Here is a 26,732-nt window from a genome sequence, read left to right on the forward strand (position 1 = left end):
CATTCCAATCTATCGCGTCATTGAGTGCATGGTGCACCGCTCCGTCCACGCCGATCCCGACTCCATCACCCTGAACCGGGTCAACCCGCGCGTGGTCACGAACACCCCGGACGCGTTGATCACCTGCCGCCGACGTCGAGCGATGAGGTCGCTTTCGTTCTGGCGCAGAAAGACTGGCGCGCCTTGAAGGACGAGCGCGCGGTCGAGCAAGTGCTGCAACATGTACTAGGCGGCCGAAAGGTCTGGGTGGTGGCCTCCGCAGGTGATACAACCGTGCCGTTCTAGGGAACGTCCGGACATGCGCTATCAGCGCGGTCGTGGCGAGAGCGTTCCTCACGGCGAAATTCGGCGGCCCGTGGTTATGCCCGGGCCCGTCGCGACCGGCTGCCCGCCAGCCTGAAGGTTGACGGCCCTCGCCAGCGGCCCGATCCTGAGATCCGGGGCTGTCTGGGTTCAACAACAACACGTCTGTGGACAAATCGCAGTCCTTAGTCGCGACAGCTGTATCAACGGGGGATACATGAGCTCAGTCGATATCAAGCGGGCCCGACGCACGGCCATCGCTGTGACGTTCCTGGGATGCGCCGTGGGCGCAGCAGGCTGGGCCTCCGCATCCGCCCCGTCCCTGTCGTCGCCCCGGTCGGCGCTGCCGTGGAAGAACACCGACGGCCCCTATCCGGTCAACCAATACGGGCAGACGTACGGCTCGGACTTCGGCCGGAGCAACGAGCCTGACCTGGTGCTTGTCACGGGCGACCACGGGGTCTCGGGGTATGTCCTCTCTCGCGACCTCTATCCAGCGACGCCGAACTCCCGGGCCGAGGCGCGGCGCCAATCGGCCCAGGTGGCGAGCACTCGCACCATCCCGGTCTTCGACCAGGACGGCACCGACCAACTCGACACATTCACGACTTCACCTGTCACGGTCGTCAAGACCAGCCCTCGCGGTACTCCCAGCGAGCGGCGCTAGCGGAAGGGGTTGGTCTTGAGTCGACCTACGGAAGCCCGCCGCGATGCGAGTCTGGAACGTCTCAAGGATGCCTATGTTCGCGGAGCACTGACCCTTGAGGACATGGAGAACCGCGTGGGCTGGGCGCTCGTAGCGCCGTCGCACGCCGACCTGGTCTTCCTGACGAGCGACGTCCCGGCGGAGACCGCGATCCTCCCGGTCACGGCTGCGCCGATCCCACACAGCCCCTCACCAGCGGTGCGGTCTGTACGGAGGGCCCGGATCTCGAACAGTGAACGACTGCTCTGGATGGCTGCCTTGAGCGTTGTTGCGTTGCTCGGGGCCGGGACCACGTTCGTGATTGCCCACCAACCGCACTCAGTCCCGGCCCATTGCCTGGCGCCTGGCAAGGACGGCGTCGTGCTTTGGATTTGCGCGGATACACCGTCCCACGCACAGGTGCGCTGACGTCTGGCATAGCGGGCGCGGGTCGAATGGTGGGCCCTGTCAGCAGTCATCGAACCGCTGATCACTCATGGACGATGGGGACCGCCGACTTGGTGATCTCAATCGAGCAGGCGCGCTTTTGCGACCCTGAACTCGGCGTCCGTGAGTGCGCCGGAGCCGCGCAGCTCGGCCAGTTTCTGTAGCTGGTCAGCAACCGTTTGGCCCGAGGCACGTGACACGCCTGCCTGCGGCGGATGGATCGCCCCCGACGGGTCCTGCTCAAGCATTCCCTGCAGATGGTGACTGGCGGTGTCGAGCAGGCGCGCGATGTTCTTCCGCTCCGCTCCCCCGGCAGTGACGTTCGTTCGAACCTTGGCAGCGCCGACGACTCGGACCAGTCCACCTTCTGGCGACGGGATGACGCTCGCAGATAGGCTTGCGCCCCACGAGAAGCCAGACATCGGTGTCGAGAAAGAGACTGACCGAGCGTATTCGTCAGTTGACTTCACGGACCACCGGAGAGCCTTGAGTGCGCGAGTGACCGCGGCAAAGACCCAGTCGGGGTGCGCGGGGAAAAACCGCTCGTTGGCCAGGTTGCTCATGGGCGCATCCTGCCTCGAGGTGCGACGCCTGTCTCAGTTTCCAAGGCTTCGCCGACTCGACAATCGAAGCGCCAACCTAACCCTTTGAGACCGGTGGGGCCTCCCGGCTGGCCGGCGATCTTGCCGACTTTCGGCTCTTGCGCTGGGCGTTCGATCCCGACATATCAGGACATTGCGACCTCGGCCGGACGTCCCAAAAGGTCCGTGACGAGTGGTGACGGCGTCCCACTGCTGGCCGGTGGAGTGGAGGCAATCACCCACCAACTCCCAGGAGTAAGTCATGGCGATGCCCCGCAAGATCCCGGTCGAGTTCGGCGTGGCCTTCCCGTACGGCGCGTACGCCGTCGGCGAAGTGCAGCCGGTCCGCGACTACGACAAGTCGACCCGCGAGCGCGTGGTCCAGGCGGCCGACCCGGACACCGGCGTGCCGCTCTGGTCGGTCGAGGTTGTTGACGGCGACCCGGAAGCGAAGAAGTCCAACCGCACGATGTCGGTCAAGATCACGGCCAAGGTCCAGCCGGTGCTTCCGGAGGCCCTCACCGGACTTCCGTTCACTCCGGTCGAGTTCGACAAGCTCACGGCCACGGCCTACATCGAGGAGAACGGCGACTTCTCCAAGATCTCGTGGTCGCTTCGGGCTGCGGACGTGCACGCACCCGCTCGCGGCGCGAAGCCGGCGCCGGAGAAGGCGAGCGCCTGATGAACGAGGCGGTCCCCGACTGGAAGTGGGGCGCGTGGGTGCTCGGCGACATGGCCGATGTGCTCCGTCGCGCCTGCGACGCGGTTGGCCGTGCCACGGACGTCGTTCGTGTCGAGGCAGCGCCCCCGCGGACCTCCGAGGAGCTACCCCAGGTGACGCTCGTGATCCCGAGCGAGAGAGGCCTGTTCAGGCTGCGCACCGAGATCGCCGAAAGTGAGTACCCGGTTCGCTTCATCGGGCGCCCCACAGGCCAGCGCTGGACGGCTGAGGTCCTTGGTGTGCGGCTCGTGGTCACCCTCGAAGCCGGTGACGCATCGTGAACGGCGGTGGCGCCCACGAGTGGCTCCGCTTCTTCGACACGCAGACACGAGAAGACGCGGTGAGCGAGATCCGACGAATGATCGGACGCCTTGACGAGTCCAGCGACGAGCTCGGCCATGTCCTCAAGATCCTCTCCGGATCTCCGTCCGGTGATGTCGAGGACGTCCTCCGAGTCTCGCGCACCTGCGTCAACGAGGCGATAGGCCTCTTGAGCGGGGTCATCACGCGCATCCGGCTCGGCGACCCCGACGCGGCCTGATCGATGTCGACTCCGATGCAGGAGGCGTATCCCGAGGCGCGATGGTGGCTCCACGCCGTCACGACGGTGGTCAGGCGGGCCCCGGGGTACGCCTGCACCGGCTCCGCCCTGGTCTGGCTCACATGGCCGTGGGGCGGGCTGGCGACTGCCGTCGCTCTTGCCGTTGTGGCGGCGGCCCGTGTCTGGGCGGCTTGCCGTCCTCGGTCCCTCGCCCGGCTCGTGGGTCCACTGCAGTCGAGGTACTGGCGATGGCAGATCCGGCGGCACTGGGAGACCGTGTGCCTGCGCTGCGGGCTCGCTGACCCCGGCGCCCCACAAGTACGGCGAACCTGGGTGACGTCCCCCCACGTGCATCTCCTGGTGCGACCCGGTCTCGGCCAAAAGATGTCGGACTTCGAGGGTGCCGCAGAAGCCTTGCGCGTCGCCGTCGGAGCCTCTCGCCTCCGCGTCGAGCCCCACGGCGTACGCGACGTCCTTCTGTCCTTCACTGTCGGGGATGAGCTGCGCTTCGCATTCGACGCGCGCCCAGGCGATGTCGCATCGTCGCTCGAATCGGTGGCGATGGGCCGCCGCGAGGACGGGCGAGCGTGGCGACTTCCGGTCGGACCTCACACGCTCATCGCGGGCTGCTCAGGCTCCGGGAAAGGGTCCCTGTTCTGGTCGTTCGCCTTCGGCTTGGCTCCCGCCGTCCGGGACGGGCGCGTCCAACTCCACGGGATCGACCTCAAGGGCGGCATGGAGATCCTCATGGGCAGGGACCTGTTCACCACGTCGGCCACCAGCGCGGCCGAGGCAGTGGCCGTGCTCGAGATGCTCGTTGCCTGGATGCAAGAGCGTGCGGGGCAGTACGCGGGACGTCTGCGTACCCATCGTCCAACCGCTGACGAGCCGCTGCACGTCGTCATGATCGACGAGCTTGCAGCACTGACCGCTTACTGCCCTGACCGAGACCTGCAGCGACGTGCCGAGACGGCGATCAACCTGATCTGCTCTCAGGGCCGAGCCCCCGGGTTCATGGTCTTCGCCTGCCTCCAGGACCCACGAAAGGAGGTCATCCCCTCTCGAGGTCTGTTCACCCAGATGGTGGGGCTGCGCCTCAAGGACCTGTCGGAGACCTCGATGGTCCTGGGCGAAGTGGCGGTTCTCAGCGGTGCTCACTGTCACCGAATCACTCGAGACGTCCCTGGCACCGGCTACGTGCTGCCCGAGGAGGGCGGTCACCCGGTGCGGGTCCGTGCCGGCTACGCCTCGGACGAGGCAATCCGGGAGGTCGCGAGTCGGTTCCGCACGTCGACCCAGATTCCTGTCGTGGTCCCGGAGCACGGCGGGGAGCCTTCGACACGGCGGCCGCGACGCCCGAGGGCATCGGAGGTGCGCGATGACTGAGTCCTGGATGGCCGAGGCGCTCTGCCGCCACTTCCCCATGCAGACCTGGATCGTCGAGCCGGAAGATCGGACGTCTGCGTCCACGGCAGCCCTGAGCGCCGTCTGCCTGTCCTGCCCCGTGCGTCCCGCCTGCGCCGGCTACGTGCTGCGCAAGGGCATTGTGAGCGGCTTCTGGGCGGGGGCCGACCGATCGCCCAGCAACGTCACTGATCGGGCGGATGGCGCCGCATGATCGTGGCCGCGCTGCCCACCGAAACGATCCGTGAGCTCGCCGAGGTCAACGGCGTCTGCATACGACCTGTCGTACACGAGGTCACGGACACCGTGACGGGACAGGTGCGCCTCATCCCCACCGCGTGCGGCGCCACGCTGGCCTCCAAGTGCCCGCCCTGCGCCCGCAAGAACCGCGTCCTCAGGATGCAGCAGTGTCGCGAAGGCTGGCATCTCGAGAGCGAGCCAGAGAGGGAGCTGGCCGAGACCGAACCTGACCCGGACGACCAGGATGAAGAGGCCGACGAGGACGAGGAAGGTCCCCCGAGCCGTCGCAGCCGATCAACTCGCCGGCGGCAGGACGCCCCGGACCTGCCACGGCTTCCCGTCGACCAACGCACCGTCGGCACTGCGTTCACCACACCCTCCGGGAAGACCTACCGACCCTCGATGTTCGTCACGTTCACCCTCCCGTCGTACGGCCCAGTCCGAACCGACGGCACCCCCGTGGATCCCTCGACCTACGACTATCGACGGGCGGCACTCGACGCCCTTCACTTCCCGAAGCTCATCGACCGGGTCTGGCAGAACCTGCGGCGGGCAACGGGCTACCAGGTGCAGTACTTCGCCTCGCTCGAGGCGCAGCGCCGCCTGGCGCCCCACCTGCACACCGCGATCAGGGGCGCGATCCCCCGCGAATTGCTGCGGAAGGTCGCCTCGGCGACGTACCACCAGGTGTGGTGGCCCTCGCACGACAACCCGGTCTTCACGGGCGCGGTGCTCCCCGAGTGGGTGGAGGGCCCGGGGTACGTCGACCCCGCCACTGGGCATGCGCTGCCCACTTGGGACCAGGCCCTCGACGCGGTCGACGACGACCCGGACGCGGAGCCCGCCCACACCATTCGTCTCGGCAGGCAGCTCGACATCCAGGGCATCATCGCGAGCGAGGGTGATGCGGATCGGCGGGTCGCCTACCTGACCAAGTACTTGGTGAAGAGCTTCGGCGAAGCGCTCGGCGAGGCCGGCGAGATCTCGCGGCGACAGAAGTGGCACCTCGAGCGCCTGCACGCGGAGGTTCGATTCCTCCCGTGCTCACCGCGTTGCCCGAACTGGCTGAGGTTCGGGATCCAGCCCAAGGACGCCGGCCCGGACATGGCACCCGGCGCTTGCCCGGCGAAGGCCCATGACCGGGAGCATCTCGGCTGCGGGGGCCGCCGGGTGCTGGTCTCGCGGAAGTGGACCGGGAAGACCCTGAGTGGGCACAAGGCCGACCGTGCGGAGGTCGTTCGTCAGACCCTCCTCGCGGCCGGCGCTGACGTCCCCGAGGTCCAACGATTCGCCGCAGACCTCCTACGTCCCGACGGCCGGCCCCGCTACGAGTGGCAGGTCTTCGACCCGCTGCAGTCCTCGGCGCCGATCTACCGCCAGGTCCTCACGCGCGCGCTTGCGGAGCGGCTCCGCTGGAAGAAGCAGTACGAGGCCGCCAAGGCGCGGGCCAGCCCGGCGAACGGACCTCCCCGTCCTCCCGACAGCCAGCCGATCTCGTCTGGGGTGGTGCCTGTCAGGGGTGAGCGGAGCGAATCACGAAGTGACACGAAGTGCCCTTGACGGGCACCACCCCAGACGAATCATCGACCGTCGGGAGGACGGGGACCATGGAACAGCAGCAACTTTTCAACCTCGGCACAGTCGAGCAACCGGTGGACGGCACGGTCACGGTCCGGCCGAACGTATGGCTGATGACCTCGGAGGAGCTGCCACCCCTCCTCCTCACGGTGGAGCAGGTGTCCACGCTGCTCGGCATCGGTCGGCACGGCGTCTACGACCTCATCCGCCAGGGCGCGATCCGTTCGGTGAAGGTCGGAGCCCTACGGCGCGTCTCGGCTCGAGCCCTGTCCGAGTACGTCAGCACGCTAGAACTGGGCGAGACCGGATGAGCGGGGCCGCCAAGAAGGCCAACGGCGAAGGCACGGTGTTCCAGCGCCCCAACGGTCGCTGGTCTGGACAGTGCTATGTCACCCAGACCGATGGCAGGCGGGTCCGCAGGACCGTCACGGGGGCCACGAAGCGCGAGGTCGAGAAGAAGATCTCCGAGCTGATCGAGCGTGAGTCAAGCGGACGGCGCATCGCACCCGCCGACCTCACGGTCGAGAGCTACCTCCAGGAGTGGCTCGGCCAGGTCGTGATTCACCGTGTCCGGGCGAACACGTTGGCGGCCTACCGGTTCCAGGCCGAGCGTTACCTGATCCCGGACCTGGGCAGGAAACGTCTGTCCGCGTTGTCCGCGCGCGACCTCAGGCTCTACTTCGAGTCGATGCGCAGGCGTGACGTCGGCGCGCGCACGATCGGTTACGTGCACGCCACCCTGCGGGCCGCTCTCGAGGACGCAGTCCGGGAGGAGCTCCTCGACCGGAACGTCGCGAAGCTCGTCCGGGTCCCCCGGCCGGAGAAGGTCGAGCGCGAGCCGTTGAGCGTCGACGAGGTCAAGACGCTGCTGCGACACAGTCGAGACGACCGCCTGATCGCCCTGATCATCGTGCTGGCGCTCCTCGGCCTACGCAGGAGCGAAGCGCTCGGCCTCATGTGGACCGACGTCGATCTCGACGCCGGATGGCTCCAGGTTCGCCGCGGCCTTCAGCGCATCAACGGCCAGCTGATCTCCATGCCCACCAAGACGGCCCGTTCCCGTCGCACCATCCCGCTTCCCGACGTGATCGTCGAGGCGTTGCTCAGCCACCGACAGAGGCAGGCGAAGGAACGCGTCGAACTTGCCGAGAAGTGGCCCGACCTCGGCTACGTCTTCACCACTCCGATCGGCACGCCCATCGATCCCCGAAACTGCACCCGCATCGTGCAGAACGCCTGCCGAGATGCCGGCGTCAGGATCGTCCGGCTGCACGACTTCCGCCACGGGTGCGTCTCGGTTCTCCTGGCACTCGGCGTCCCACCCCGGACCGCCATGGACATCGCCGGCCACTCGACGATCGAGATGACCATGAATGTCTATGGCCACGTCACGCTCGACGAGAAGCGCGAGGCTCTGGACCGGCTCGGTGGCCTCTTCGAGGAGGAGAAGTGACCCGGTTGCAGCCGCCTGTTGCAGCACCGGCCCAATCCACCGGCCGGTTCGGCCTTGCGGCGACGCCCCGAAATGCACAAAACCGCAGGTCAGCGCGATGGCTGCCTGCGGTTCTGGTTTGCGCGCCTGTAGGGATTCGAACCCCAAACCTTCTGATCCGTAGTCAGATGCTCTATCCGTTGAGCTACAGGCGCATGCCGTCCGGTTGCCCCGACGACTGGTCGAGGATAGCGGACCCGTTGCGCGATGCCGAAATCAGTACGCCGCTCGCGGGACGTGACGGTGCGCACGGCGCCCGAGCGGGCCCCGTTTCATCCGGATCGGCGATGCGCCCTACCCCGCTGTGACCACGTGCACAAGGCGTTGAACGTTCCAATATGAGGCGCCCCGGACGCGGGAGTACCCTCGCACGACCAGTCGCCGCCAACGTCGCCGCGCGATCTGAACGGCAGCTCCACTTCACCTCCGTCGATACGCTCGACGGCTCGGTCCGGGCCCGTCAGGGACGCACCGGGAAGCGCGAGAGGGAACGATCACGATGGCAGACGTCGAGGCGGCACTGGATGCCGCAGGCCTCACCAACCCACGAGTCCGGGATTACGTCCGGCACTATGCGGAGCTGACCGGCGCCGAGCGCGTCGAGGTCGTCACCGCCGCGGACGACGCACGGCTGATCCAGGAAGCGCTGGACGCCGGCGAGCTGCTCCCGGCCGGCGAGGGTCGCTACTACTCCCGCAGCTACCACAAGGACACCGCGCGCTCCGAGGAGCGCACCATCGTCTGCACCAGCAACCCGCAGGACAAGGGCGTCTACAACAACTGGCGCCCCTCCTCGGAGATGAAGCCCCTCCTGGAGGACCGCATGCGCGGCGCCTCGGCGGGCAAGACGATGTACGTCATTCCCTACCTGATGTCGCCTCCCGGCAACGAGCTGGCGCCCTGGGCAGCCGGCGTCGAGCTGACCGACACCCGCACCGTCGTGCTGCACATGATCCGCATGTCCCGCGTGGGCGTCGACTTCCTCAACGACCTGGAGGATCCCGACAGCTTCGTGCGCGCCGTGCACGTCACCGGCGACCTGGAGAACCTCGGCCAGGGCACCCCCGAGGACCAGCGCTACTTCGTGACCGTCGCCGACGAGCGCACGATCCTGCACTTCGGCTCGTCCTACGGCGGCAACGCGCTGCTCGGCAAGATCGCCCACGGCCTGCGCCAGGCGGCGTACGACGGCTGGACGTCGAAGAAGTTCCTGGCCGAGCAGTACATGCTCATCGGGATCCACGACAAGGAGACCGGCAAGACCTACCACGTCTGCGGCGGCTTCCCGAGCGCCTCGGGCAAGACGAACCTCGCGATGATGCTGGCGCCGGACGCCCTCGGCGAGCGCTACCACGTCTCCTTCTACGGCGACGACATCGCGTGGCTGTGGGTCGACGAGACCGACGGCAGGCTCTACGGCATGAACCCGGAGTACGGCGTCTTCGGCGTCGCGAAGGACACCAACGAGGTGACCAACCCGACCGCACTGCACTCCGTGGACCCGGGCACCGGCACGATCTTCACCAACATCGCCTACAACGCCACGACCGGCGAGGTCTGGTGGGAGGGCCGCACCCCCGAGCCGCCGGCCGACGTCGAGGGCTGGCTGGACTGGATGGGCGCGCCGATCTCGGACCGCAAGGAGGGCGACACCTCGCCCTGGGCCCACCCGAACAGCCGCTTCACCACGACGCTCGACAACGTCCCCAACATCGCGCCCGACTACAACGCGGCGAAGGGCGTGCCGATCGACGCGATCATCTTCGGCGGCCGCACCCGCGACCGGGAGCCGCTGATCCGCGCGATCACCGACCTGGCCGAGGGCGTCTACGACGGCCTCACCCTGGGCGCCGAGGCGACCGCCGCGGCCGAGGGCGTCGAGGGCCAGCTGCGCTACGACCCCATGTCGAACCGGCCGTTCATGGCCTACGGCGAGGGCGACTACGCCGCGCACTACCTCAAGATCGTCGGCGCCGCGAAGGAGCAGCCGATCTTCGCCCACGTGAACTGGTTCCAGCGCGACCCCGAGGACGGCCACTTCCTCTGGCACGGCTACCGCGACAACCTGCGACCGCTGCTGTGGCTGCTGCAGCTCAAGAACGGCGAGGTGAAGGGGCGCGAGACCCCGGTCGGCATCATCCCCACCGAGGACGAGCTCGTCCTCGACGGCATGGACACGCGGCCCGAGGACCTCGAGCGCATCCTGTCGATCGACGTGGACCGCTGGAAGCAGGAGATCGGGTTCCGTGAGGAGCACCTGCGCCAGTTCGACCGGCTGCCGGAGGAGATCTGGGAGGCGCACCGCCGCGTCGCCGCGGCCCTCGAGGCCGCCGAGGACTGATCACCACCGCACCACCCGCACCGGCGACGGTGCCGGCTCCCGTCAGGGGCCGGCTCCGTCGCCGGTTGCGTTGATCGATCCAATAGGGGCCGCCGCAGCGCCCGCGATAGCCTCGCGGCGACCCACCGGGCCGGCAGCGACGCCACCCCGGACCCAGCAACTCCACGACACACCGTCGATACGCTCGACGGCCGGCGGCGCCTTCCACGCACGGAGGCGACCACCGCGAATGCGCGAGAGGGAACATGGCATGACCGCCGAGACGCAGGCACCCACCACCCACCAGGGCATCCTCGACTTCGTCAACGAAGTCGCCGCGATGACCCGCCCCGACTCCATCCACTGGTGCACCGGCTCCGACGAGGAGTGGACCGAGCTCACCAACGCCCTCGAGTCCACCGGGACCTTCACCCGGCTGAACCCCTCCATCAAGCCGAACTCCTTCTACGCCGCCTCCGACCCGATCGATGTCGCACGTGTTGAGGACCGCACGTACATCTGCTCGGTCGACGAGAAGGACTGCGGGCCCACCAACAACTGGATGGACCCCAACGAGATGAAGGCGCTCATGCGCAAGCTCTACGAGGGCTGCATGCAGGGCCGGACGATGTACGTCATCCCGTTCGTGATGGGCCACCTGGACGCCGAGAAGCCGATGTTCGGCATCGAGATCACCGACTCGGCCTACGTCACCGCCTCGATGCGCGTGATGGCCCGGATGGGATCTGCCGTCCTCGCGCGCATGGAGGAGCTGAACGCCGACTTCGTGCCCGCCCTCCACTCCGTGGGCATGCCCCTGGAACCCGGCCAGGCGGACGTGGCGTGGCCCTGCAGCGACACCAAGTACATCGTGCAGTTCCCCGAGGAGCGCGCGATCTGGTCCTTCGGCTCCGGCTACGGCGGCAACGCCCTGCTCGGCAAGAAGTGCTACGCCCTGCGCATCGCGAGCGTCATGGCCCGTGACGAGGGCTGGCTCGCCGAGCACATGCTCATCCTCAAGCTCACCAGCCCGCAGGGCCTCGTGAAGTACATCGCCGCGGCGTTCCCGTCCGCGTGCGGCAAGACCAACCTCGCCATGCTCCAGCCCACCATCCCGGGCTGGAAGGTCGAGACCCTCGGCGACGACATCGCGTGGATGCGCGTCGGCGAGGACGGCCGCCTGTGGGCGGTCAACCCGGAGTTCGGCTTCTTCGGCGTCGCGCCGGGCACGAACTACCACACCAACCCCAACGCGATGAAGACGATCGAGAAGGGCAACTCGGTCTTCACCAACGTCGCGCTCACCGAGGACGGCGACGTCTGGTGGGAGGGCCTGGAGAACCCGCCGGCCAAGGCGACCTCCTGGAAGGGCGAGCCCTGGACCCCCGAGTCCGAGGAGCTCAGCAGCCACGCCAACAGCCGCTACTGCACGCCGATCAAGCAGTGCGACATCCTCGCGGCCGAGTACGACGACCCGCGCGGCGTGCCGATCGACGCGATCCTCTTCGGCGGCCGTCGCAAGACGACCGTCCCGCTGGTCTTCGAGGCCCGCGACTGGACCCACGGCACGTTCCTCGGCGCCACGCTCTCCTCGGAGACCACCGCGGCCGCCGTCGGCGCGGTCGGCGTGGTGCGTCGCGACCCGATGGCGATGCTGCCCTTCATCGGCTACAACGCCGGCGACTACTTCAACCACTGGATCACGGTCGGCAAGGAGAACGACGCAGCGAAGCTGCCGAAGATCTTCTACGTCAACTGGTTCCGCCGCGACGACGAGGGCGGCTTCCTGTGGCCGGGCTTCGGTGAGAACTCCCGCGTCCTGAAGTGGGTCGTGGAGCGCATCGAGGGCCAGGCCGCCGCGGTCGAGACCCCGATCGGCCACGTGCCCGCCCCGGGCTCGCTCGACACCGAGGGCCTCGACATGTCCGAGGACGCCCTCGCGTCGGCTCTGGCCGTCGACGTCGAGGAGTGGAAGGCCGAGATCCCGCAGATCCAGGAGTGGTTCGAGAAGTTCGGCGACGACCTCCCGGCCGTGCTCTGGACCGAGCTCGACGGCCTCAAGGCCCGCCTGGGCGCCTGAGCCGACGCCCCCCGGGGCACCGCAGCACCGACCGAGGCCCCGTCCGTTCGCGGACGGGGCCTCGGCGCGTCTCCCGGCCCATCTCCCGGCGTGTCGGCGGCGTGTCGCGACGCGGCCGGGATGGTGGGGCAGCCGGTGCCAGCGGGACGCATGTGGAATCATCGGTCGCGGAAGTGGTTCCGGGGGCGTGCAGAAGGGGAAGTTCAGGGTGGGCACCTACGGTCCCGAGGATCGTGCGCTCTTCGAATCCGAGGCCACCTCGCTCTACGAGGAGGTCGCGGAGACGGGTGAGCTCTCTGCGCACGACCCACGCGTCGTTCCCGACGGGCCGCTGCACGCGGCCTTCCGGCTGCTGGTCGAGCTCGGTCTGCTGAGCACGGGTCAGGTCGCCGACGTCTACGTCCCGGTCGACCCGACCAGCGTCCAGTCGCGCATCGTGTCGCCGCTGGGCCAGGAGGGCGCCAAGCTCCTGGAGGAGTCCTCGCAGTGGGCGAAGGCCTTCGGGTCCCTGTCCCATGCGTGGCGACGGGCGCCGCAGAGCATCGAGCGCGGCCCCTTCACCCACATCCGCAACGAGGCGATCGACCCCTTCATCGCCGGCCTCGTGGCCGAGTGCGAGGAGGAGATCCTCACCGCGCAGCCCCAGACCGGCCGCGACCCGCAGACCCTGGCCCGCGCCGCTCTGCGCGACACGACCGCCCTCGAGCGCGGCGTCAAGATGCGCACGCTCTACCAGCACAGCGCCCGCCGCTCCGCGGTCACCCACAAGTACGTCGCCGCGGTGACCGAGCGGGGCGCCGAGGTGCGCACCCTCGACGAGTTCTTCAACCGGATGATCGTCATCGACCGCCGGGTGGCGGTCATCCCCGGCCAGGAGGACCTCCGCGCGGTCATGGCGATCCGGGAGCCCTCGGTGGTGGCCTACCTGGTCGACATCTTCGAGCGCACCTGGGAGCGGGCCCGCCCGTTCACCAACCGCGAGACCAGCATGATGAAGGACATCGCCGCCGAGCAGCGGGCGATGACGATCCGGATGCTGATCGAGGGACACGCTGACCCCGCCAGCGCCAAGCGGCTGGGGGTGAGCACCCGCACCTACGCCGGCTACATCGCCGACCTCAAGGAGGAGTACGAGGCGGAGACCCGCTTCCAGCTCGGCTACACGATGGGCAGCCAGGGGATCTCGGGCAACGAGTCGGGCTGAGCCGACACCTCAAGCCGAAATAATCACGAGGGCAGTGACCGGATGGTCACTGCCCTCGTGTGTTTGAGACCGGCCGGGGGGGTGGCGCGAGGACCGAACAAGTGGGGGGTGAGTTGGGTCCCGGTCTCAAAACTGTGGGTGGGGGAAGGTCACTTCCCCGTCGAGATGCACCCGCCGCAGCCCCAGCTGGTGTCCATGGCCTGGGCGGGCGCGGTGATTCCGAGAAGGCCGAGGCTGATGCCGGTAGCGGCGAGTGCAATCGCAACCTTGCGTGCAATGTTCATGGGGGGTCCCTCCACCTTGATGTCCTAGGCCCATCGGGAGGCCCTGGGAAGAGTTTGTGGCAGTTCAGTGCGGCGCGGCAGCCAATCGTTGGCTCACATTTGTGCATTGCACATTCCTGCAGTTCAGGGTGCCCATCTGCAGGTTTCTGCAAACGCCCTGCACCTGAAATGCGGTCGACCCCCGGAGACTAGTGGGTCTCCGGGGGTCGGACACTGGCGGAGGCGGAGGGATTTGAACCCTCGATGGGGTTGTAGCCCCAAACCCGCTTAGCAGGCGGGCGCCATAGACCGGACTAGGCGACGCCTCCCGACAGCGGGACACAGGCTACAAGGCCGGACCTGTCGGGACGAATCAGGGGCGGGTCAGGGGTGGGTCACAGCGGCGTGAGGCCCTGGCCGCGCTGGAGGTGGGCCTGCAGGTCGCGCACGAAGTCCTCGCGGTCCGCGGCCAGCGCCTCCACCGGGATCGTGGTGGCGCGGCCGTCCTTGAGGTGCAGCACGACGCAGGGGATGCCGCGCGGGGAGGCCGTGACGGCGTCCTCCACGTCGGTCCAGCTCGCGGCCGTGACGCCGGCACCCCGCACGAACCGCACCCGGTAGCCGTCGGCGTCGAGGCGCACGACGTACGTCCTGCGGGTCAGCAGCCAGCCGCCGCCGAAGACGCCGACCAGGCCGAGCGCCGCGAGCCCGACCAGGAGGTCGGGCGGCAGGTGGAAGACCGCGACGGCGGCGGTGAGGACGAACAGGAGGATCGCCAGGGCGACCAGCAGCAGGCCCATCAACCGGGCGCCGAGAGCGGGCGAGAGCCGATAGTCGGACGGGGTCGGGAGAGCCATGGAGTTGATTGAACAAGACACCTGATTCGGGCGCCAATCGCCCTTGTTCACGGGCCGTCGCGCGGGTCACACTCGAAGTTCCACCCGACACCGGGAGCGCCGGGAGGCACCATGACCGCTCTGTCCACACCGACGGCCGGGATGGCCGCGGCCCTGCACGGCCTCGACCAGGCCCTCGACGCCCCACGCCAGACCGGCGTCCCGCTCGGCAACTGGCGCTGGGTCGTCCGACAACGCATGGGCGTGCTGCGCGACGCCCTCATCGCCGAGGGCGAGCACTCCCAGGACGGCTGGCTCGCCGCCCGCGGCGGCACCATCCTGCGCGAGCGCAACGCGCTGCTCGGCCGGCTCAGCGCGATGGGGCCGATGGTCCTCGAGAGCCCCGAGGTCGAGGAGATCCGCGTGGAGATGAAGCGGTTGCTCCGCGAGGCCGCACGCCACGTGCAGCGGATGCACGACCTGGCCTACGACGCGGTCGAGATGGAGATCGGCGGATCGGAGTAGCCCGCCGGGTAGCCCGACCCTCCCCTCTAGACTGCTCCCGTGCTCGTGCGCTGACGCGCGCGACACGGAGGGGTGCCGGAGCGGCCGATCGGAACCGCCTTGAAAGCGGTCGTAGGGAGACCTACCGCGGGTTCGAATCCCGCCCCCTCTGCCAGCCAGCCCGATGGACTCGCCTTCACTCGCAGGCGATCCCGTCGCCGTCGCCGTCCAGCTGCGGCCCGTAGCCCGGGTCTCCCCGGTGGAGCGGGGCCGCGCCGGCGGCCCGGGCCGCGTCACAGCTCGCGTAGGACCCGTCCCCGTCGCCGTCCCCGGGGTCGGTGATGTGGTGGGTGACCTCGACCGGGGCGCCGGAGTCCGCCGGCACCGGCTGGTCGGGGCACCGCGAGAGCACCCGCTGGATGGCGCTCCGCTCCGGGGCCGTCACCCACAGGCCGAACTTCGCCTTCACCGCGACCTGCCGGGCCACGTAGGCGCAGCGGTACGCCTTGTTCGGGGGCAGCCAGGTGGCCGCGTCGCCGTCGCCCTTCTGCCGGTTCGCGGAGGCGTCCACGGCGAGCAGGTTCAGCGGGTCGGTCGCGAGCCCGGCCCGCTTGAGCACCGACCACCGGGAGGCACCGGTCGCCCAGGCGTTGCCGAGCGCGACCACGTGATCGATGTCGACCAGGGCGCCGTCGCCGTAGACGTAGTGGATGGTGCGCGCGGTGTACGGGTCGATCAGGGTGCCGTCGAGGATCCGGCAGTTCTGCTCCCGGGTCCCGGTCAGGTCACGCGCGAGGATGTCGTTGCGCTCGTCGCAGCCGTTGCGGTTGACGTCCAGCCAGGCCGGCCCGAACCGGTCGCGGTCGTAGCCGGTCATCGGGGCCCGCCCCTTGACCGGCAGCGTGGCCAGCAGCGCCAGCGCCGTACCGGCCTCGGGCCGCTTGGGTCGGTCGGGCTTGCCCGGCGCGGTGGCATGGACCACGGGCGCGCAGCCGGTCAGCACCGCCAGCAGCCCGGCGGTGGCGAGGGCCGCGACGTACCGGCGCAGCGTGGGCGGGATCGACGTCAGCAAGGGGTGGGCAGTCAGCCCAGGACGAGCTCGATCAGCACGTCGCCCTCCTGGACGACGTCACCGGGGCCGACCTTGACCCCGCGCACGGTGCCGGCGGCCTCCGCGATCACGGGGATCTCCATCTTCATCGACTCCAGGAGCACGACGGTGTCGCCCGCCGCCACGGCGTCTCCGGGAGACACGGCCACGCTCATCACGTTGGCCACCATCTCCGCGAGAATCTCGGTCACCTGTTCGCGGGCCATGCAGCGAACCTAGCCGTTACCGACAGGTACCCGGAATCACCTCAGAGCAGCGCGCGCGTGCGCGCCGGCTCGGGGCGTACGGCGGCGGCCTCCTCGGCACGCCGGGCGCGGGAGCCGCGGGGGCCGGTGATGGCCAGGTCGAGGCGGATGACCACGAAGCCGATCAGCAGACCCACGACCAGGCCGTAGAGCACGGACAGGCCGCACTCGAGGTAGGAGATCGCGGGGTTGAGCAGGGCCTGGGCGACCGGGGCGGTGGCGGCGGCACCGAACGCGCACACCCACCAGCCCTGGCGGCGACGGGCCCGCATGTGGCAGCCCCAGGCGAGGGCGGGCACCCCGAGCATCGCCTCGATCGGCCGGGGGAAGGCGCCGAGGTGGTCGCGGCTCCAGTGCACGCCCGCGAGGAGGTGGTCCACGAGTCCCGGCGGGCCGTAGCGCCGGATCAGCTCCGCGTAGGCGAGCGTGAACGCCAGCACCAGCGACCCGAGCAGCACCGCGAGCATGCCGCGCCGGCCCAGGCCGTGGAGGCCGGCACCGAGCCGGAAGACCACGGCGAAGGCGCCGAGCAGGGACAGGCCGAGGGTGGCGTACTCGAACCGGACCAGGGTGATGACGGGTTCGAAGCCGACCGTGGCGAGCGCGCCGATGGAGGCCACCAGCGTGGCGACGAACGCCTCGCGGCACGCGTTCACGAAGCGCACCGCGGGGACCGTCGCGGTGACGCCCAGGACTGCGGACACCACGCACGTCATCACCGCGGCGCCGGTGCGCAGCACCCGCTCGTCGGAGACCAGGACCGCGACGCCCATCGCCAGGGCGAGGGCGCTGAAGATGACCGGGCGGCCACCGGTGCGCGCGGCGAGCCCCCACGTGTAGGCGGTGGCGACGGCCACCGCTCCGGCACCGCCGAGCCACTCCGGCCCGACCGGGACCATCGCGGTCACGAGCGCGGCCAGCCCGGCCGCCACGACGGCGGCCCACACCAGGAAGGGGAAGCGCGACCGGCGGATCGCGAGGACCCCGCCGGAGAGGCGCGCACGCAGGCGTTCGGACCGCGACGGCGGGCGGATCGCTCTGCGGCGCGGAACGTGCGTGGACACGACGGAAGAGGTTACAGACGCCGGTTGGCGAGCGAGGGGTTGGTACGCCGTGCCTCGTCCAGCACCGCGCGCTCCAACGTGACCGACAGGGCCTGGTCGTCGTCACCGGCCTCGGCGAGCACGTCGCCGAGCGGGTCGACGACGAGCGAGTGCCCGCTGTAGCGCGGGCCCGGCTGGCCGGCCGCCGCCACGAAGACGGTGTTCTCGATCGCGCGGGCGCGCAGGAGGGTGCGCCAGTGCTCGACCTTGCGCGGGCCGGCCACCCAGGCGGCGGGAACCACCAGCACCTCGGCGCCCCGGTCGACGAGGGCGCGGGCCAGCTCGGGGAAGCGGAGGTCGTAGCAGGTCATCAGGCCGACCCTCCAGCCCTGCACGTCGACGACCGTCGGCTCCAGCGGGCCGGCGGTCAGCCGGTCGGACTCGCGGTAGCCGAAGGAGTCGTAGAGGTGGATCTTGCGGTAGGCCGCCTCGGCCCCGCCGCGCACGACCAGCGTGTTGAAGGGGCGGCCCGGGTCGGCGCCCGGCTCGAACATGCCGGCGACGATCGTCGTACGGCGCTCGGCCGCGAGGCGCGCGACCTCGGTGGCGAAAGGGCCGTCGAGCGGCTCGGCGTGGGCGCTGACGTCGGACCCGGCCTCGCCGAAGTCGCGGGCGAACGCCTCGGGGAAGACCACCAGGTCGGCATCGGTGGGGGTGAGCTCGGCGAGCAGCCGGCGGTTGGCCTCCGGCTCGAGGGCGGACGCCTGCTGGACGAGGGCGACGCGCAGCTGGTCCATGGTCCCCAGCCTGTCAGACTGACGGTCGTGGATCTCCCTCCCGGCACCACCGGATTCTGCGCGGTCGTGCTGGCCGGCGGCACCGCCGTCCGCCTCGGCGGCGCGGACAAGGCCTCGGTCGAGTACGCCGGCCGCACCCTGCTCGAGCACGCGCTGGACGCCCTGGTCGACGCCTCCGAGGTCGTCGTGGTCGGCGACCCGGTGCCGACCACGCGGCCCGTCACGTTCACGCGCGAGAGCCCACGCTTCGGCGGACCCGTGGCCGCGCTGCTCACCGGACGGGACGCGCTCCTCCGCGCGCCGCGCACGGTGGGCGTGCTGGCGGTGGACATGCCGCGCGTGACCGCCCTGACCTTCCGACGGCTGCACGAGGCCGCGGAGGGGCACGACGGCGCCTTCCTCACCGGGGCCGACGGACGGCGCCAGCTCGCGGGCGTGCTGCGCGCGGACCGCCTCGACGAGGTGCGGCCCGACCACGAGAGCCAGCACGGCATGGCCTTCCACCGGCTCCTCGCCGGTCTGGACCTCGCGACGATCGCGCCGGAGGGCGACGAGGGCGTGGACGTCGACACGTGGGCCGACCTGCGCGACCTGGCCTCCGATCGCTGATTGCCCCGCGATCGCGGCGGTTGGGGGTTGCGGGCGAGGCCGCCGCGCGCAAGCCTGAGCCCTGTGAACCTGCACGACTGGATCGATGAGCTGTGCGACGCGCTCGACCTCGAGGCCGAGATCGACGAGGGCCTCGTGCTGGACCTGGCCCGCACCGTGGCCCACCAGGTGGAGCGGCCCGCCGCACCCGTGACGACCTTCCTGCTCGGCTATGCCGCCGGGGTGCGCGGGGCCGACCCCGACGGGGTCGAACGCCTCGCGGCCCGCGCCCAGGCGCTCGCCGAGGGCTGGGACCGGCCGGCGGACGCCCCGGACCCCGACGACATCGACGACCCGGTCCCCGACGACAGCGTCGTGGACCACACGGCCGACCTGGCCGACGTGGACGACGAGGACGAGAACGACGACGAGGACCTGCTGGACTCCGACGAGGAGGAGTGAGGACTGCCGCCTAGGGTGGCTGGCATGCGCGCCGTCATCGCCACCGAGCCCGGTGGCCCCGAGGTCCTGACCGTCGCCGAGCTCCCCGACCCCGAGGCGGGTCCCGGGGAGGTCGTGCTCGACGTGGCCGCCGCCGGCCTCAACCGGGCCGACCTCCTGCAGCGGATGGGCTTCTATCCCCCGCCGCCAGGCGCGTCCGACGTGATGGGCATGGAGTGCAGCGGCACCGTCGCCGCGGTCGGTCCCGACGTCGAGGGCTGGTCCGTCGGCGACCGCGCGTGCGCCCTGCTGGCCGGGGGCGGGTACGCCACGAAGGTCGCCGTACCTGCCGGGCAGCTGATGCCGATCCCGGACGGGGTCGACCTGGTGACCGCGGCCGCACTGCCCGAGGTGGCGTGCACCGTGTGGTCCAACGTGTTCATGGTCGCGGGGCTGCAGCCCGGGGAGGCCTTCCTCGTGCACGGCGGCGCGGGCGGCATCGGCACGATGGCGATCCAGCTCGCCTCCGAGCTCGGGGCCAAGGTGTTCACCACCGGAGGCACCGCCGAGAAGCTCGCCGCGTGCGCGGCGCTCGGTGCCGACGTGACGATCAACTACCGCGACGAGGACTTCGTCGAGGTGATCCGTGAGGTGACCGACGGCCGCGGCGTGGACGTCATCCTGGACAACATGGGCGCGAAGTACCTCGGCCGCAATGTCGACACCCTCGCCACCGAGGGCCGCCTGGTCATCATCGGGATGCAGGGCGGCACGAGGGCCGAGCTCGACATCAACGCCCTGCTGCGCAAGCGCGGTGCGATCATCGCGACCACCCTGCGGTCGCGCCCGACGGCGGAGAAGTCCGCCATCTGCGCCTCCGTGGTCGAGCACGTGTGGCCGCTGGTCGCCGAGGGGCTCGTGCAGCCGATCGTGCACGGCACGATGCCGCTCGCGGAGGCGCGCGCCGCCCACGCGCTGATGGAGTCCGGCGACCACATGGGGAAGATCCTGCTCACGACGTGAGCACCCGGCCTCCTAGGGTGGGTGGCATGACGGAACAGCCCGAAGAGCAGCAGGTCGTCCTCATCGGTCCGGACGACGACGAGGAGCGCGCGATCACCGACCTCGTCGAGCAGCCCGCCAAGGTGATGCGGATCGGCAGCATGATCCGCCAGCTGCTCGAGGAGGTGAAGTCCGCGCCCCTGGACGAGGCCAGCCGGATCCGGCTCAAGGAGATCCACCGCTCCTCGATCAAGGAGCTCGAGGCGGGGCTCGCCCCGGAGCTCGTCGAGGAGCTCGAGCGGCTGACGCTGCCCTTCACCGACGACGAGGTCCCCTCCGACGGCGAGCTGCGCATCGCGCAGGCCCAGCTGGTGGGCTGGCTCGAGGGGCTCTTCCACGGCATCCAGACCGCGATCTACGCGCAGCAGATGGCCTCGCGGGCGCAGTTCGAGCAGATCCGCCGTGCCCTGCCCCCGGGCGGGATGACGCCGCCGCAGGCGCACCCGGGCCCCGACGCCGGTGATCACGCCGCGCCGCAGCCGGGCGACTCCGGAGGGATGTACCTCTAGGCCTGCTACCGCGAGCCGACGCGGCGTACGACGAGGAGGCCGAGCAGGCCGACCAGCACCAGCGCGAGGCCCGGGGCCGCCAGGCGGGGCAGCGTCTGCGGCTCGGCGTGCGCGACGCGGGTGAAGGTCGCGGTCTTCGGCTCCGGCGGAGTCGGCGCGTGGCCGTCTCCGAGCAGCCGCTCCACCTGCTTGACGAGCTGGTCGCCGGCGCGGGCGGTGCCGTCGGCGCGGGCGATGGAGAGGTCCGACCCGTCGGCCTGGGCGAAGAAGACGTAGCTACGGCCGTTGGTGAGCTCGACGCCGGTGCAGCTGCGCGCCTTGGCCGAGGTCGTCACCAGCACGTCGGCGGTCTGCACCTCGCCCTTGTAGACCCGGTCGACGCGCACGTCGTAGGTGATCGTCCGGTCGTCGCGGGTCACGCCGGCGACGTCACCGGTGAAGACGTCGCTGACGTTCATCGTGTGGTCCTGGGTGGTGCCGCTGCCGGACGCTGCGGGGCACGCCGAGGCCGGCCCCTGACCGAGCACGACGACGCTGCACCCGGCGATCAGCAGGGTGGCGAAGAGGCGGCGGGCCGCTCTCGGGAGGGACGCGGAGACGGTGTCGAGCACCCGGACATCGAAACAGATCACAGGTCGAAGACACCAGCCAGCACCCGCGCCACCCCGTCGTCGTCGTGGCCCGGCGCGACGTGGTCGGCGAGCTCGGTGACGGTGTGGTGGGCGTCGGCCATGGCGTAGGACGTGCCGGCCCAGTCGAGCATCGGCAGGTCGTTGGGCATGTCCCCGAAGGCGATCACGTCGGCGGCGTCGACGCCCAGGTCGGCGCACAGCAGGGCGAGCGTCGAGGCCTTGGTGACCCCCGCCGCGCTCATTTCCAGCAGCGCCGTCGTCGAGGACCAGGTGATCGTCACGCGGCCCTGGACGACGGCCTCGGCGGCGTCCCAGAACTCCTGCGGGGCGAGGTCCTCGTGGCGGGCCAGCAGCTTGAGGGCCGGCTCGTCGAAGATCTCCTCCACCGCCCCGCGCCGGCTGCCCTCGGGCACCACGTGCCGCTCGAGGAAGTCCGGCTCGAGGCCGATCCCGGCCAGGGTCTCCACCGCGAACCGCGATCCCGGCACGGCCTCCCGGACCAGCCGGCACACCTCGAGCCCCACCTCGGGCTCGATCGGGCGCATCAGGTGAACCGAGGACCGTGCGACGTCCCAGACCAGCCCGCCGTTGGAGACGACCGCGAGCCCGTGCCCCCCGACGTAGGGGAAGACGTCGTCGGCCCAGCGGAGCGGGCGGCCGGTGACGAAGACCACGGGTACGCCGCGGCGCTCGAGCTCCTCCAGCACCCCGCGCGTGTAGTCCGACACCGTGCCGTCGGAGCGGACGAGGGTGCCGTCGAGGTCGGTCGCGACCAGCCGGGGCAGGCTCACCGGGGCAGCGGCCGGGCCATCACGAGCTGGCCGTCCTCGTCGCTGCCGCGCAGCTCGGTGAAGCCGCACTTGGCGAGCACCCGGATGCTGGGCCTGTTGCCGGGCAGCACGCTGGCCCGGATCCTCACGCCCGCGGCGTCGGCCTCGGCCAGCAGGGCCCGGAGCGCCTCGGTGGCGAAGCCCCAGCCGCGCGCCTCCTCGACCAGGCCGTAGCCGACCTCGGTCTCGGGCACCCCGCCTCCGGGTCCGGCCGGGTCGGGCGGGCCGAAGAAGCCGATCGAGCCGAGCACCGTCGCGCCGCGGACGATGCTGCGCGGCCCCCACGGGTCGCCCTCGTGGAACATCGTGGCGGCGTCGCGGTCGTCCTCGCGGGGGAAGTCGCGGTGCCAGCCCTCGCGGCGGCGCCCGGCGACCAGGTCGGCCACCTCGGCGGCGGTCCACAGCGGCAGGGTGAGGCGTTCGGTGGTGACGACGGCGGGCAGGCTCATGCAGGCGTCCCGGGGCCGGTGCCGTTGGGGAACCACTGCGCGAGCTCGACGGCCACGCCGTCGTCGTACACGGAGGCGGTGACGGCGTCGGCCGCCTCGTGGACGGCCTCGACGGACTGGCCCATCGCGACGCCGCGGTGCGCCCACTGGAGCATCTCGATGTCGTTGCGGCCATCACCGATCGCGAGGGTGTCGGTGGCGGCGATGCCGAGCTCGTCGGCGACGTACTGCAGGCCGGAGGCCTTGGAGACCCCCACGGGGGCCAGGTCGAGCCAGGCCGTCCAGCCCACGACGTAGTTGGTGCCGTGCAGGCCGAGCTTGCGGCCGAGCTCGACGAAGTCGTCGGCCGTCGCGTTGGGGTCGCGGATGATCACGCGGCTGACCGGGCCGGACACGATGTCGTCGACCGTGGTCACCTTCATCTCTCCGGAGAGCTCGCCGTCGGGGAAGTGCCGGTTGACGCGGTAGCCGACGCCGCGCTCCTCGACCGCGACCAGTGCGTCGGGGTGGTGCCGGAGCACCGCCTCGACCGCGGCACGAGCGTCGAAGGTCTCCTCGTGGACCACCTCGAGCGGCGGGTAGCGGAAGACGACCGCGCCGTTGCTGGCCACGATCCAGAGCCGCTCGGACTCCTCGTCGTGCAGGCCCAGCAGGTCGGCGATGCGGGTCATGCCGTGCGCCGAGCGGCCGCTGGCGAGGACCACCTGGGTGCCCGCGTCGAGCGCGCGGCGCACGGCGTCGCGGACGGCCGGCGCGATCTCCTCGTGGGTGGTGCCGGAGCCCTCCACCCACTTCAGCAGGGTGCCGTCGATGTCCAGCGCGACGAGCAGCGGCCGCCAGCTCGTCACGGGGCGATCGGCTTCAGGAACTCGCGCCCCTGCAGCCAGGGCTGCAGCGCCTTCGGCACCCGCACCGAGCCGTCGGCCTGCTGGTGGGTCTCCAGGATCGCCACGATCGTGCGGGTCATCGCGCAGAGCGTGCCGTTGAGCGTGGCGACCGGCTTCACCTCGCCCGCGTGGCGGGCACGGGTGTCGAGGCGGCGGGTCTGGAACTCGGTGCAGTTGGACGTCGAGGTGAGCTCGCGGTACTTGCCCTGGGTGGGGATCCACGCCTCGCAGTCGAACTTGCGCTGCGCCGAGAGGCCCAGGTCGCCGGCGGCCACGTCGATGACGCGGTAGGCCAGCTCGAGCTTGTCGAGGAACTGCTTCTCCCAGCCCAGGAGCCGCTGGTGCTCGGCCTCGGCGTCCTCCGGCGTGGTGTAGACGAACATCTCGACCTTGTCGAACCAGTGCACCCGGATGATGCCCTTGGTGTCCTTGCCGTGCGAGCCGGCCTCCTTGCGGAAGCACGGGCTGAACGCGGCGTACCGCAGGGGCAGCGAGGCGCCGTCGAGGATCTCGTCGGAGTGGTAGGCCGCCATCGGGACCTCCGAGGTCCCCACGAGGTACATGTCCTGGCCCTCGATGCGGTAGACGTCGTCGGCGGCCTGGCCGAGGAAGCCGGTGCCGTCCATGGCGCGGGGCTTGACCAGCGACGGGGCGATGACCTGGGTGAAGCCGGCCTCGCGGGCCTGCTCCATGGCGAGGTTGATCAGGGCCAGCTCGAGCTCGGCTCCGACGCCGGTGAGGAAGTAGAACCGCGAGCCCGACACCTTCGCGCCGCGGTCGAGGTCGATGGCACCGAGCATCCGGCCGAGCTCGATGTGGTCGCGCGGCTCGAAGTCGAACTCCCGCGGGGTGCCGACGGTCTCGAGCAGGACGAAGTCCTCCTCGCCGCCGGCGGGCGACTCCTCGGCGGCCAGGTTGGGGATGCTCAGCAGGGCGCCCTGCCACTCCGCCTCGGCGGCGGTCTGGGCGGCCTCGGCGGCCTTCACGTCGGCGGCCAGCGTCTTGGTGCGGCCGAGCAGCTCCTGCTTCTCCTCGCCCTGCGCCTGCGGGATCAGCTTGCCGAGCTGCTTCTGCTCGGCGCGCTTGGCCTCGAAGTCGGCGATGGCCGTGCGGCGGGCGGCGTCGGCGGCGAGGGCGCGGTCCACGACGTCGGCGGAGAGCCCGCGCTTGGCCTGGGCTGCGCGCACTCGGTCGGGGTCGTCTCGGAGCACCTTCGGGTCGATCATCTCGGGGTCCCTGCGGCGAGGGGAGCGAAGCGAGGCTCGTCGTGGGGTGAGGTCATGTGGCAAGGCTAACGGCCCTCCGCGGAGAGGCTCATCCGAGATACGGGTCGGGGGCCCGTCCCCCGGCATACTGTGCGAATGCTCGACCGACCTCGCCTCGTCACGCTGAGCTGGGCACTGGCCTGCTTCGCCGCCTTCTCGCTGATCGCGCTCGCCGTGACGCAGGGCTGGGGCCCGCTCGACAGCTTCGACGACCGGGGCAAGGGCCTGGAGAGCTGGTCGGTCGACACGACCTGGATCCGGCAGCCGCTGAAGGTCATCGAGGTCTGCTTCGCGACCTGGGGCATGACCGTGCTGACCACGATCCTGGCCGGCGCGATGCTGCTCAAGCGGCACCGGCGGGCGGCGATCTTCGCCGTGGTCATCATGGTGTCCACCTCGCTGCTCACGACGTTCCTCAAGGCGCAGTTCGGTCGCGTCCGGCCGCCGTGGCAGAACCCCGAGGACCTGCTGCACAGCCAGTCCTTCCCCAGCGGCCACGCGTCGTCGGTGACGGCGTACGCCGGCATCTGCGTGGTGCTGATCGTGATGCTGATCCGGCGGGCCAGCACGCGGCGCCTCCTCTATGCCGGCCTCGTGGTCGTCGTGCTCGTCGTGATGGCCGACCGGGTGCTGCTCGGGCGCCACTACCCCAGCGACGTCACCGCCGGTGCGCTGCTCGGCGCCGGGATGGTGCTGCTGGGCCTGACGATCTACAGCCCGCTGCCGCGCAGCCACGCCGAGAGCGCTGAGCCGCTGCCCGAGGTGCTGCCGTCCGCGCGCAAGCTCGCGGTGGTGCTGAACCCGATCAAGGTCGAGGACGTCGGGCAGTTCCGGTCGATCGTGTCCACGATGGCGCGCGAGGCAGGCTGGTCCGAGCCGAGCTGGCACTACACGACCGTCGAGGACCCGGGCACCGGCATGGCCGAGGCCGCCTCGATCGAGGGCGCCGACCTGGTCCTCGTCTGCGGCGGCGACGGGACCGTCCGCGAGGTCTGCGCGGAGCTGGCCGGCACCGGCATCCCGGTCGGCATCATCCCGGCCGGCACCGGCAACCTGCTGGCCCGCAACCTGGGCATCCCGCTCTACCTGCGCGCCGCGATCGACGTCGCCCTGACCGGGCAGGACCGCGCCATCGACCTGGTCCGCGTCGGCGGCGACGAGATCGAGGACACCCACTTCATGGTGATGGCCGGCATGGGATTCGACGCCGCGATCATGGAGGGGGTCAACGAGGACCTGAAGAAGCGGGTCGGCTGGGTCGCCTACGTCCTCTCCGGCCTGAAGTCCCTGATGTTCCCGGCCGTGAAGGTCGAGGTCTCGGTCGACGGCGGGGAGTTCACCCGGCACCGCGCCCGCACCGTCGTGGTCGGCAACGTCGGCTTCCTGCAGGCCGGCCTGCCGCTGCTCCCCGACGCCGCCATCGACGACGGGCTGCTCGACGTGGTGATCCTGCACCCGCGCAACTTCTTCTCCTGGATCCCGCTCGCCTGGCGGGTGCTGCTCAAGCTCAAGCACACCGACGACCTGGTCAACCGGATGACCGGCTCGTCCGTGGTGATCCGGTGCTCCACCGACACCCCCCGCCAGCTCGACGGCGACTCGATCGGTCCCGGCCGCGAGCTGCGCATGGAGTGCATCCACGGCAGGGCATTGGTCCGCGTCCCCCGCTGACCG

31 protein-coding genes, 3 tRNA genes and 1 pseudogene are annotated in these 26,732 nt (G+C 70.4%); 20 read left to right on the forward strand and 15 right to left on the reverse strand.

From position 1 onward, the window contains the following. Positions 1 to 520 precede the first annotated feature (520 nt). Together FB382_RS18950 and FB382_RS23130 are read left to right on the forward strand one after the other, a co-directional pair. Complete coding sequence (locus FB382_RS18950) at positions 521 to 970, forward strand: hypothetical protein (protein WP_182541215.1); 450 nt, start codon at positions 521 to 523, stop codon at positions 968 to 970. Positions 971 to 985: 15 nt separating this feature from the next. Next, complete coding sequence (locus tag FB382_RS23130; protein ID WP_182541216.1) at positions 986 to 1,417, forward strand: DUF1707 SHOCT-like domain-containing protein; 432 nt, start codon at positions 986 to 988, stop codon at positions 1,415 to 1,417. Positions 1,418 to 1,515: 98 nt separating this feature from the next. Here FB382_RS23130 and FB382_RS18960 read toward each other — a convergent pair whose 3' ends face one another. Beyond that, positions 1,516 to 1,998 carry an SHOCT domain-containing protein gene (locus FB382_RS18960; RefSeq protein ID WP_182541217.1) on the reverse strand — a complete coding sequence of 161 codons (483 nt, stop codon included), beginning with the start codon at positions 1,996 to 1,998 and terminating at the stop codon, positions 1,516 to 1,518. A gap of 280 nt (positions 1,999 to 2,278) precedes the next feature. Between FB382_RS18960 and FB382_RS18965 the strand changes: the two genes are divergently transcribed. The 8 genes from FB382_RS18965 (at position 2,279) to FB382_RS19000 (ending at position 7,953) form a co-directional block, all read left to right on the forward strand. Next, positions 2,279 to 2,698 carry a plasmid replication, integration and excision activator gene (locus FB382_RS18965; RefSeq protein WP_182541218.1) on the forward strand — a complete coding sequence of 140 codons (420 nt, stop codon included), beginning with the start codon at positions 2,279 to 2,281 and terminating at the stop codon, positions 2,696 to 2,698. Further along, positions 2,698 to 3,018, forward strand: coding sequence for a hypothetical protein (locus FB382_RS18970; protein WP_182541219.1), 321 nt, complete (start codon positions 2,698 to 2,700; stop codon positions 3,016 to 3,018). The genes FB382_RS18965 and FB382_RS18970 overlap by 1 nt, the downstream gene beginning before the upstream one ends. 77 nt (positions 3,019 to 3,095) lie before the next feature. Continuing rightward, positions 3,096 to 3,278 carry a hypothetical protein gene (locus tag FB382_RS18975; protein ID WP_182541220.1) on the forward strand — a complete coding sequence of 61 codons (183 nt, stop codon included), beginning with the start codon at positions 3,096 to 3,098 and terminating at the stop codon, positions 3,276 to 3,278. A gap of 384 nt (positions 3,279 to 3,662) precedes the next feature. Then, positions 3,663 to 4,664: an FtsK/SpoIIIE domain-containing protein gene (locus FB382_RS18980; protein ID WP_182541221.1), complete on the forward strand. Its 1,002-nt coding sequence runs from the start codon at positions 3,663 to 3,665 to the stop codon at positions 4,662 to 4,664. Further along, entirely contained in the window at positions 4,657 to 4,896 is a 240-nt protein-coding gene (locus tag FB382_RS18985; protein ID WP_182541222.1) for a WhiB family transcriptional regulator, read from the forward strand. Before FB382_RS18980 ends, FB382_RS18985 begins: the two co-directional genes overlap by 8 nt. Next, positions 4,893 to 6,482: a replication initiator gene (locus FB382_RS18990; RefSeq protein WP_182541223.1), complete on the forward strand. Its 1,590-nt coding sequence runs from the start codon at positions 4,893 to 4,895 to the stop codon at positions 6,480 to 6,482. Before FB382_RS18985 ends, FB382_RS18990 begins: the two co-directional genes overlap by 4 nt. A 47-nt stretch (positions 6,483 to 6,529) precedes the next feature. Beyond that, a complete protein-coding gene (locus tag FB382_RS18995; protein WP_220481422.1) occupies positions 6,530 to 6,811 on the forward strand; it encodes a helix-turn-helix domain-containing protein in 282 nt (93 codons plus the stop codon). After that, positions 6,808 to 7,953, forward strand: coding sequence for a tyrosine-type recombinase/integrase (locus FB382_RS19000; protein WP_182541224.1), 1,146 nt, complete (start codon positions 6,808 to 6,810; stop codon positions 7,951 to 7,953). The genes FB382_RS18995 and FB382_RS19000 overlap by 4 nt, the downstream gene beginning before the upstream one ends. 121 nt (positions 7,954 to 8,074) lie before the next feature. On the opposite strand, the gene FB382_RS19005 is transcribed toward FB382_RS19000, so the two are convergent. Beyond that, positions 8,075 to 8,147 (reverse strand) — tRNA-Arg (locus FB382_RS19005). 344 nt (positions 8,148 to 8,491) lie between these two features. Between FB382_RS19005 and FB382_RS19010 the strand changes: the two genes are divergently transcribed. From FB382_RS19010 to FB382_RS19020, 3 genes are all read left to right on the forward strand, one after another. Next, positions 8,492 to 10,333, forward strand: a complete 1,842-nt coding sequence (locus FB382_RS19010) for a phosphoenolpyruvate carboxykinase (GTP) (RefSeq protein ID WP_182541225.1) — start codon at positions 8,492 to 8,494, stop codon at positions 10,331 to 10,333. 250 nt (positions 10,334 to 10,583) lie between these two features. After that, positions 10,584 to 12,392: a phosphoenolpyruvate carboxykinase (GTP) gene (locus tag FB382_RS19015; protein WP_182541226.1), complete on the forward strand. Its 1,809-nt coding sequence runs from the start codon at positions 10,584 to 10,586 to the stop codon at positions 12,390 to 12,392. 187 nt (positions 12,393 to 12,579) lie between these two features. After that, positions 12,580 to 13,596, forward strand: coding sequence for a phospholipase D-like domain-containing protein (locus FB382_RS19020; RefSeq protein ID WP_220481424.1), 1,017 nt, complete (start codon positions 12,580 to 12,582; stop codon positions 13,594 to 13,596). Between the two features lie 149 nt (positions 13,597 to 13,745). On the opposite strand, the gene FB382_RS22650 is transcribed toward FB382_RS19020, so the two are convergent. The 3 genes from FB382_RS22650 to FB382_RS19030 all read right to left on the reverse strand — a co-directional run bounded on the left by FB382_RS22650 (position 13,746) and on the right by FB382_RS19030 (position 14,716). Continuing rightward, positions 13,746 to 13,880: a hypothetical protein gene (locus FB382_RS22650; protein ID WP_260430753.1), complete on the reverse strand. Its 135-nt coding sequence runs from the start codon at positions 13,878 to 13,880 to the stop codon at positions 13,746 to 13,748. Between the two features lie 214 nt (positions 13,881 to 14,094). Next, positions 14,095 to 14,188 (reverse strand) — tRNA-Ser (locus tag FB382_RS19025). 66 nt (positions 14,189 to 14,254) lie between these two features. Next, a complete protein-coding gene (locus FB382_RS19030; protein ID WP_182541227.1) occupies positions 14,255 to 14,716 on the reverse strand; it encodes a hypothetical protein in 462 nt (153 codons plus the stop codon). 111 nt (positions 14,717 to 14,827) lie between these two features. On the opposite strand from FB382_RS19030, the gene FB382_RS19035 reads away from it, so the two are divergent. Together FB382_RS19035 and FB382_RS19040 are read left to right on the forward strand one after the other, a co-directional pair. Further along, positions 14,828 to 15,220 carry a hypothetical protein gene (locus FB382_RS19035; RefSeq protein ID WP_185736192.1) on the forward strand — a complete coding sequence of 131 codons (393 nt, stop codon included), beginning with the start codon at positions 14,828 to 14,830 and terminating at the stop codon, positions 15,218 to 15,220. A 66-nt stretch (positions 15,221 to 15,286) separates the two neighbouring features. Beyond that, a tRNA-Ser gene (locus FB382_RS19040) sits at positions 15,287 to 15,374 on the forward strand. 21 nt (positions 15,375 to 15,395) lie between these two features. Here FB382_RS19040 and FB382_RS23000 read toward each other — a convergent pair. From FB382_RS23000 to FB382_RS19060, 5 genes and pseudogenes are all read right to left on the reverse strand, one after another. Further along, a complete protein-coding gene (locus FB382_RS23000; protein ID WP_343055684.1) occupies positions 15,396 to 15,584 on the reverse strand; it encodes an excalibur calcium-binding domain-containing protein in 189 nt (62 codons plus the stop codon). Next, positions 15,576 to 16,181: pseudogene (locus FB382_RS19045) on the reverse strand (HNH endonuclease family protein); the annotation flags it as partial. The pseudogene FB382_RS19045 and the gene FB382_RS23000, both read right to left, overlap by 9 nt. A gap of 101 nt (positions 16,182 to 16,282) precedes the next feature. Further along, positions 16,283 to 16,516, reverse strand: a complete 234-nt coding sequence (locus FB382_RS19050) for a biotin/lipoyl-binding carrier protein (protein ID WP_182541228.1) — start codon at positions 16,514 to 16,516, stop codon at positions 16,283 to 16,285. A 41-nt stretch (positions 16,517 to 16,557) separates the two neighbouring features. Further along, complete coding sequence (locus FB382_RS19055; RefSeq protein WP_182541229.1) at positions 16,558 to 17,619, reverse strand: hypothetical protein; 1,062 nt, start codon at positions 17,617 to 17,619, stop codon at positions 16,558 to 16,560. An 11-nt stretch (positions 17,620 to 17,630) separates the two neighbouring features. After that, the gene (locus tag FB382_RS19060; RefSeq protein WP_182541230.1) at positions 17,631 to 18,395 is read right to left on the reverse strand and encodes a carbon-nitrogen hydrolase family protein; all 765 of its coding nucleotides are present in this window, start codon (positions 18,393 to 18,395) and stop codon (positions 17,631 to 17,633) included. A gap of 27 nt (positions 18,396 to 18,422) precedes the next feature. Between FB382_RS19060 and mobA the strand changes: the two genes are divergently transcribed. From mobA to FB382_RS19080, 4 genes are all read left to right on the forward strand, one after another. Further along, positions 18,423 to 19,004, forward strand: a complete 582-nt coding sequence (gene mobA, locus FB382_RS19065) for an NTP transferase domain-containing protein (protein ID WP_182541231.1) — start codon at positions 18,423 to 18,425, stop codon at positions 19,002 to 19,004. Between the two features lie 63 nt (positions 19,005 to 19,067). Continuing rightward, on the forward strand, positions 19,068 to 19,445 hold the full coding sequence (locus tag FB382_RS19070; RefSeq protein ID WP_182541232.1) for a DUF6457 domain-containing protein: 378 nt from the start codon (positions 19,068 to 19,070) through the stop codon (positions 19,443 to 19,445). Positions 19,446 to 19,469: 24 nt separating this feature from the next. Next, positions 19,470 to 20,447, forward strand: a complete 978-nt coding sequence (locus tag FB382_RS19075) for an NAD(P)H-quinone oxidoreductase (RefSeq protein ID WP_182541233.1) — start codon at positions 19,470 to 19,472, stop codon at positions 20,445 to 20,447. 26 nt (positions 20,448 to 20,473) lie between these two features. Next, complete coding sequence (locus FB382_RS19080; RefSeq protein ID WP_182541234.1) at positions 20,474 to 20,995, forward strand: bacterial proteasome activator family protein; 522 nt, start codon at positions 20,474 to 20,476, stop codon at positions 20,993 to 20,995. Positions 20,996 to 21,000: 5 nt separating this feature from the next. On the opposite strand, the gene FB382_RS19085 is transcribed toward FB382_RS19080, so the two are convergent. Genes FB382_RS19085 through serS form a run of 5 tightly spaced genes read right to left on the reverse strand, consistent with a single transcriptional unit; the run spans position 21,001 to position 25,019 of the window. Then, positions 21,001 to 21,606 carry a hypothetical protein gene (locus FB382_RS19085; protein WP_182541235.1) on the reverse strand — a complete coding sequence of 202 codons (606 nt, stop codon included), beginning with the start codon at positions 21,604 to 21,606 and terminating at the stop codon, positions 21,001 to 21,003. A gap of 17 nt (positions 21,607 to 21,623) precedes the next feature. Then, positions 21,624 to 22,418 (reverse strand): HAD-IIB family hydrolase, encoded by a 795-nt coding sequence (locus FB382_RS19090; RefSeq protein WP_182541236.1) that lies wholly within the window; start codon positions 22,416 to 22,418, stop codon positions 21,624 to 21,626. Next, the gene (locus FB382_RS19095; protein WP_182541237.1) at positions 22,415 to 22,906 is read right to left on the reverse strand and encodes a GNAT family N-acetyltransferase; all 492 of its coding nucleotides are present in this window, start codon (positions 22,904 to 22,906) and stop codon (positions 22,415 to 22,417) included. Before FB382_RS19095 ends, FB382_RS19090 begins: the two co-directional genes overlap by 4 nt. Beyond that, positions 22,903 to 23,754 carry an HAD family hydrolase gene (locus FB382_RS19100; protein ID WP_125036952.1) on the reverse strand — a complete coding sequence of 284 codons (852 nt, stop codon included), beginning with the start codon at positions 23,752 to 23,754 and terminating at the stop codon, positions 22,903 to 22,905. Before FB382_RS19100 ends, FB382_RS19095 begins: the two co-directional genes overlap by 4 nt. Then, entirely contained in the window at positions 23,751 to 25,019 is a 1,269-nt protein-coding gene (gene serS, locus FB382_RS19105; RefSeq protein ID WP_182541238.1) for a serine--tRNA ligase, read from the reverse strand. The genes FB382_RS19100 and serS overlap by 4 nt, the downstream gene beginning before the upstream one ends. Positions 25,020 to 25,154: 135 nt before the next feature. On the opposite strand from serS, the gene FB382_RS19110 reads away from it, so the two are divergent. Beyond that, positions 25,155 to 26,729: a bifunctional phosphatase PAP2/diacylglycerol kinase family protein gene (locus tag FB382_RS19110; RefSeq protein WP_182541239.1), complete on the forward strand. Its 1,575-nt coding sequence runs from the start codon at positions 25,155 to 25,157 to the stop codon at positions 26,727 to 26,729. The last annotated feature ends 3 nt before the right edge of the window (positions 26,730 to 26,732 follow it).

Origin of the sequence: Nocardioides ginsengisegetis, assembly GCF_014138045.1 — a bacterium.
Taxonomy (GTDB): Bacteria; Actinomycetota; Actinomycetes; order Propionibacteriales; family Nocardioidaceae; genus Nocardioides; species Nocardioides ginsengisegetis.